This window comes from Thermus sp. NMX2.A1 (assembly GCF_000511705.1).
Taxonomy (GTDB): domain Bacteria; phylum Deinococcota; class Deinococci; order Deinococcales; family Thermaceae; genus Thermus; species Thermus scotoductus.
In genome coordinates this window covers 1-4,947 of sequence record NZ_ATNI01000064.1, presented here as the reverse complement: position 1 = coordinate 4,947, position 4,947 = coordinate 1, and the positions used below count along the sequence as shown (strand labels likewise).

The following is a 4,947-nucleotide window of genomic DNA, read 5'->3' as shown; positions in this document are numbered from 1 at the left end:
CATATGTTAGGAAATCGGCTACCGAATTCCATGGCCCTTGGGACAACGGGGCTCAAATGACAGGACCACATTACCGGTGGAACCGATTCATTGCGGCCAGACACATCGTAGACGGCGGAGCAAGAGGATCTGGCCCGTGTGGTCGCTGGTGTGGGCGAGGAGGCCATGGATCTCATAGAGGGCGGACGGGCTACCCATCCCCGCAGAGGGCGTAAGGAGGTGCACCGGTTTTAGGGTGCTCACTACCCCCGGCAACCCTTCCAACGCTCGGGCCAGTTCCGCTTGGAGGCACGCCCAGGCGGCGGGATCTGGGGCGTCCGGGACTTGGGGCCAATCCGTTCCCGACCGGGGAGGCGGCGCCCCTCCTCGGCAGAGCGCCTCCAGAACCACGGTCATCCGCGCAACCCAGTAGCGGATGTGGGCGGCGAGCTCCCAAATCAGGGCCATCCAGGTAAAGCCGCCACAGGGCCTCTTGGGGTGAGGCCCGCGATCGCCTGGACCGTGGAAACGTGCCAGCCGTTGCCTTCGGCCAAGCTGAGCCGCTGGAGATGGTCTACCAAAAGCGCCGGGTCCACGTCCCTACCTCCCTGGCTCACCTGTGGCCTTCTACCTTCGAGGCAGATCGCTACCCCCTCGCACCAGCCTCCTGGATCCCAGGTAAGGGACCAAGGGCCTCACGGATCAGCTTGGCTCTCAGCGAGGGATCCAGTTCCCAAAGCGGCTACTCCCACCCCGCCTCCTTCTCCCACCCCGGCATGAGGAGGCTCCGCATCCCCGTCCAGTAGGCCACCTTGTCCTTTGGGTAGCCCGCCTTGAGGTAGCCCCGGATGGCCCGCCAGCGCAGGCGCTTGGCGAAGCTGGCCCGGGCCCGGTCCTCCTCCTTGTACCCCGCATAGCGCAGCAGGTCCTTCAAAAGGACCACCACCGTGGGATGGGTCAGGGGCTTCCCCCGGTTCTTGGTGGGGGCCGGGCTCAGGAGGAGGTGGGGAAAGGGCAGGGGCTGGTGGCTGGCCAGGTAGTCCCTCACGGGAAGCCACTCCCTCAGAACCCCCTGGGCCAGGGGGGAGAGGGGGATCTCCCTGAGCCTCCGGCCCCGCACCAAGAGCACCTCCCCCCGCACGTCGTCCCGCCACAGGTCCAGGGCCTCTCTCAGGTTTAACCCCACCTCCCCCAGCATCACCAGGACCACCTTGAGCATAGGACGCCAGTAGGCGGGGGTGAAGTGGTCGGTGGCCTGCCACACCCGCTCCCAGACCTCCTCGGGGATGGGGACCCTACCGGAGAGGAGGGGATACTGCCGGGGCGGGTACTCCACATGGGGCGGCATGGGATGCCCGGCCCACTCCAGGAAGGGCCAGAGGTAGCCCAAAGCCCCCCGGGCCCGTTCCACCGTGGCGGGGGCCAGGGGACCCGGAGGCCCCCCGGGGAAGCCCTTCTCCTTGATCTCCAGGAGGTAGGCCAGGATGTCGCCCGCCTCGAGGGCCGGCCACTTCCGCCCCTTCAGGGCCAGCCAGAGGACGAACCTTTCCACCATGTGGGGCACCACGGTATCCGGCCTCCTCCGGTGGCGGACCAGGTAGGCCCAGACCCCTTCCGCCAGGACCCGCTCGTTCCAGGTGGCCAGGGCCTCTCCCACCATGCGCTTCCGTTCTTCCGGGATATCCCAGGCCTCCAGCGGCAAACCAACTATCAACTTTCTCGGCATAAGTAAGCCCTCCCCAACAGAACCAACCACTAACAGCTCCTCACCTCAACCCCATTTTCACACATCACAACCCCATGCTAACCCCCTCCAAAAACCTGTAGCCGCCGCTGACGAGCGTGCGGGACTTCGTAGGGTAGCTCCTATATAAGGAAAGCCCGCCCGACGTCCTGGGTAGAGGATGGATGAGGCAGTGCCCGCCAGTCCACAGGCAGGGCTTCAACCTCAGCGATCAAATCATCCGGCACCTGCAGGCGGAAGTAGACATAGCCCTCAAGGGAAGGAAGCTCTAAGGCATAGGCCAACCACTCCAAGACCGCCAGGGCGAGGTGCTCGCTGGCGTAAACGGCGGGATAGCCCTTGGGGTTCCATCGTCCACCCCGCAGGGCAGCCCCCCTCCCCGTAAAAGCCGCCTGAGCGTAGGTACCCTTCACCAGACGGTATGCCCGCAAGGCCGTCTCTTTCCCCTCTTCAGAGGTAAACCCCTTCCTCCAGGTTGTCCAACAGGTCAAAGACCGCTTCTAGCCCCGCCTCGTTCACCGAGAGCTCCAGCGGGCTCTTACCTCCTAGGGCCGGATTGGGCGTCCTTAGAAAGCGGCGAGCCCTGGAGGCATCCCCGTGGAAGAGCACTGCCCGCTCAAACAGGCGATAGAGGCGGTAAAGGCGGTCGGACAGCTCGGGACTAAGCCGCTCTCCCTGCCGCTGTAACGTCCGGGGAGTGGTCCGCAAAAGCCGGGCCAGCTCCCCCTGGGTGACGCCGAGGCTTTCCTGAAGCTCTAACAGGACCTGCCTGGGAAGACCCTCCTCCAGGGCCAAGGCCCGGGCAACGGGATCTTGCGAGAGAAGCATAGGCCTAACCCAAGTTGCTACCTATCCCCAGGCCTGGAAAAATAGTGGCCGCTATGCTGTCGCGCATCATAGCGGCCTAGAACCTACGCCCTGCGGGCGTGACCTGCATTATAGACGATGCCCTCCAGGTCCTGGGTTACAAGGCTGCTTTCCCGCCAGGGAAACACCTTGACGACCCCCAAGCGAAGACCCCAGCCTTAAGGTGTTCCCTCCACGGGAAAGCAGTCCCCGGCTACCCTACCCCAGGGCCACTCCAAAAGGTGTTCCCCTGCCGGGGAAGCAACTCAAAACTTGCACCTATGCCCCTAGCCTCAGATTTATGCAGGAGGACCAGTTGAAAGGGGCTGCCGGTTTCCCGTCAAATGACGGGTGCTATGCACCCGACAGCCCAAGTACTACTCTCCCGCATCTTGGCCCTCCTGCCAAGCCCCCACCTCAAGGAATCCCTCAAAGCCCTCCTCCTTCTCCAAGGTCATGGCAAAGCTAGACCCCAGCACAGCAAGACCAAGTCCCCCTCCGCCCTCTCCCGCTTCCTTAACCGCTACCCCTGGCCCACCCGCGCCCTTATCCGCCTGGCCAGGAACGGGGAAGGCGGCGGTTCAGCATTGAGCATTTTTTCCGGGCGATGAAGGGCGAGTTTTCCCTGGGGCAGTTTGGGGGGCGGACTCCCTGTAGACATTCCCCAAGGGCATCCGCAGCACGGTTGAATTTTCACCACCACACGGTTGATTTTCCGCCTAGGCCCGGTTAGAATGGGCCGTGTTCCCCCGGCACCTATCCACTCCCCTCCGGCAGGCCCTCCAGGACCGCCCCGTGGTCCTCCTCCTCGGGGGGAGGCAGGTGGGGAAGTCCACCCTGGCCCAGGCCCTGGTGGCGGAGGGGCTTTTGGACCGCTACCTCACCCTGGACGACCTCTCCCTCCTCGCCGCGGCCCAGCTGGACCCCCAAGGGTTCCTCTCCGGCCTCCAGGGCCGGGTGGTCCTGGACGAGGTGCAGCGGGCCCCGGGCCTCCTCCTCCCCCTGAAGGCCCTGGTGGACCGGGACCGGCGCCCTGGGCGCTTCCTCCTCACGGGCTCGGCCAACCTCCTGGCCCTGCCCAAGGCCGCGGAGCACCTGGTGGGCCGCATGGCCCTCTTCACCCTCTGGCCTCTCTCCCAGGGGGAGGTGGAGGGGCGCAAGGAGGAGTTCCTCCCCGCCCTCTTCGCCGAGGAGCTCCCCCCCCTACAGGGGGAGGGGAAGCCACCCCTGGAGCGCCTCCTCCGGGGGGGCTACCCCGAGGCCGTCCTCCTCCCCCCAGAGCGGCGCGGGGCCTGGTTCCGGGACTACCTGGCCACCCTCCTGGCCCGCGAGGTGCGGGAGCTGGGCCAGGTGGAGCGGCTTGGGGAGCTGCCCAGGCTCTACGCCCTCCTGGCCGCGAGGCCTGCCCAGCTCCTCAACTGGGCCGAGCTTGCCCGCACCTTGGGGCTTCCCGCCACCACCCTCCGGCGCTACTTCGCCCTCCTGGAGACCCTCTACCTGGTGCACACCCTGCCCCCCTGGCAGGCCAACCTGGGCAAGCGCCTGGCCAAAAGCCCCAAGGTCCTGCCCACGGACTCCGGCCTTGCCCTCCACGCGCTAGGGCCGGAGAGGGCCCACCTGGAGGGCGACCCCACCCTCCTGGGGAAGTACCTGGAGGCCTTCGTGGCCATGGAGGTGGTGAAGCAGGCGGGGTATGCCGGGTTCCGGCTAGGGGTCTTCCACTACCGGAGCCATTCCGGGGAGGAGGTAGACCTGGTCCTGGAGGGGCCTGGGGGGAAGGTGGTGGGGGTGGAGGTGAAGGCCCGGGGGAGCCTCCGCCTCGAGGACTTAAGGGGCCTAAGGTCCCTGGCCCAGGCCCTGGGCCCCCGGTTCCACCGGGGGGTGGTCCTCTACCTGGGCCGGGAGACGGTCCCCTTTGCCAAAAACCTCCACGCCCTCCCCCTGGAGGCCCTCTGGCGCCTCTGAGAGGCTGTCGTAAAAGTGGGGTATGCTTGAGGGGTGAACTCTCGCAGAGTATACCCCAGCGACCTGACCGATGCAGAGTGGGCCATCCTGGGTCAGCCCGAAAGGGCTACCTTGACCCCCTTATCCAGATACGGGCTTCGCCCGTGACCCCTGCCCCTAAACCCGGTGGCCGACCCGCCAAGGTACCCAGGCGGGAAATCCCTAACGCCATCCAGAAGGTGTTCCCCTAAAGGGGAAGCACGTTACGTCCTAGAAAACGGCATCCAGCAGCGGGCCATGCCCCGTCACGCCACAGGCGTACGTTCCTGACCTCCCTCATGGGTCCACCGCTGCCCCTACTTTCGCAATCTTGAGGCGACGGAAGCCTGGATGTATTTAGGCATGTAGGCAGGCTACGCTTGGGATGTGAACCC

5 protein-coding genes and 1 pseudogene are annotated in these 4,947 nt (G+C 65.8%); 2 read left to right on the top strand and 4 right to left on the bottom strand.

Annotation, left to right across the window (positions count from 1 at the left end; all coding sequences use genetic code 11):
* Nucleotides 1-87 precede the first annotated feature (87 nt).
* The 4 genes from TNMX_RS07180 to TNMX_RS07165 all read right to left on the bottom strand — a co-directional run bounded on the left by TNMX_RS07180 (nt 88) and on the right by TNMX_RS07165 (nt 2,551).
* The gene (locus TNMX_RS07180; protein ID WP_038030836.1) at nt 88-447 is read right to left on the bottom strand and encodes a DinB family protein; all 360 of its coding nucleotides are present in this window, start codon (nt 445-447) and stop codon (nt 88-90) included.
* 274 nt (nt 448-721) lie between these two features.
* Nucleotides 722-1,639, bottom strand: a complete 918-nt coding sequence (locus tag TNMX_RS07175; protein ID WP_084221143.1) for a recombinase XerD — start codon at nt 1,637-1,639, stop codon at nt 722-724.
* 206 nt (nt 1,640-1,845) lie between these two features.
* Nucleotides 1,846-2,154 (bottom strand): RES family NAD+ phosphorylase, encoded by a 309-nt coding sequence (locus TNMX_RS07170; RefSeq protein ID WP_038030840.1) that lies wholly within the window; start codon nt 2,152-2,154, stop codon nt 1,846-1,848.
* A gap of 19 nt (nt 2,155-2,173) precedes the next feature.
* Entirely contained in the window at nt 2,174-2,551 is a 378-nt protein-coding gene (locus TNMX_RS07165) for an antitoxin Xre/MbcA/ParS toxin-binding domain-containing protein (RefSeq protein ID WP_019551689.1), read from the bottom strand.
* Nucleotides 2,552-2,925: 374 nt separating this feature from the next.
* Here TNMX_RS07165 and TNMX_RS13310 point away from each other — a divergent pair.
* Together TNMX_RS13310 and TNMX_RS13545 are read left to right on the top strand one after the other, a co-directional pair.
* Nucleotides 2,926-3,132 (top strand): annotated as a pseudogene (locus tag TNMX_RS13310) (transposase); the annotation flags it as partial.
* A gap of 178 nt (nt 3,133-3,310) precedes the next feature.
* On the top strand, nt 3,311-4,534 hold the full coding sequence (locus TNMX_RS13545) for an ATP-binding protein (RefSeq protein WP_038030830.1): 1,224 nt from the start codon (nt 3,311-3,313) through the stop codon (nt 4,532-4,534).
* The last annotated feature ends 413 nt before the right edge of the window (nt 4,535-4,947 follow it).

What these genes read in the sequence shown, in the direction of transcription:
- TNMX_RS07180 (WP_038030836.1), bottom strand. Translation starts at nt 447, where the DNA reads ATGGCCCTGATTTGGGAGCTCGCCGCCCACATCCGCTACTGGGTTGCG.
- TNMX_RS07175 (WP_084221143.1), bottom strand. Translation starts at nt 1,639, where the DNA reads ATGGTGGGAGAGGCCCTGGCCACCTGGAACGAGCGGGTCCTGGCGGAA.
- TNMX_RS07165 (WP_019551689.1), bottom strand. Translation starts at nt 2,551, where the DNA reads ATGCTTCTCTCGCAAGATCCCGTTGCCCGGGCCTTGGCCCTGGAGGAG.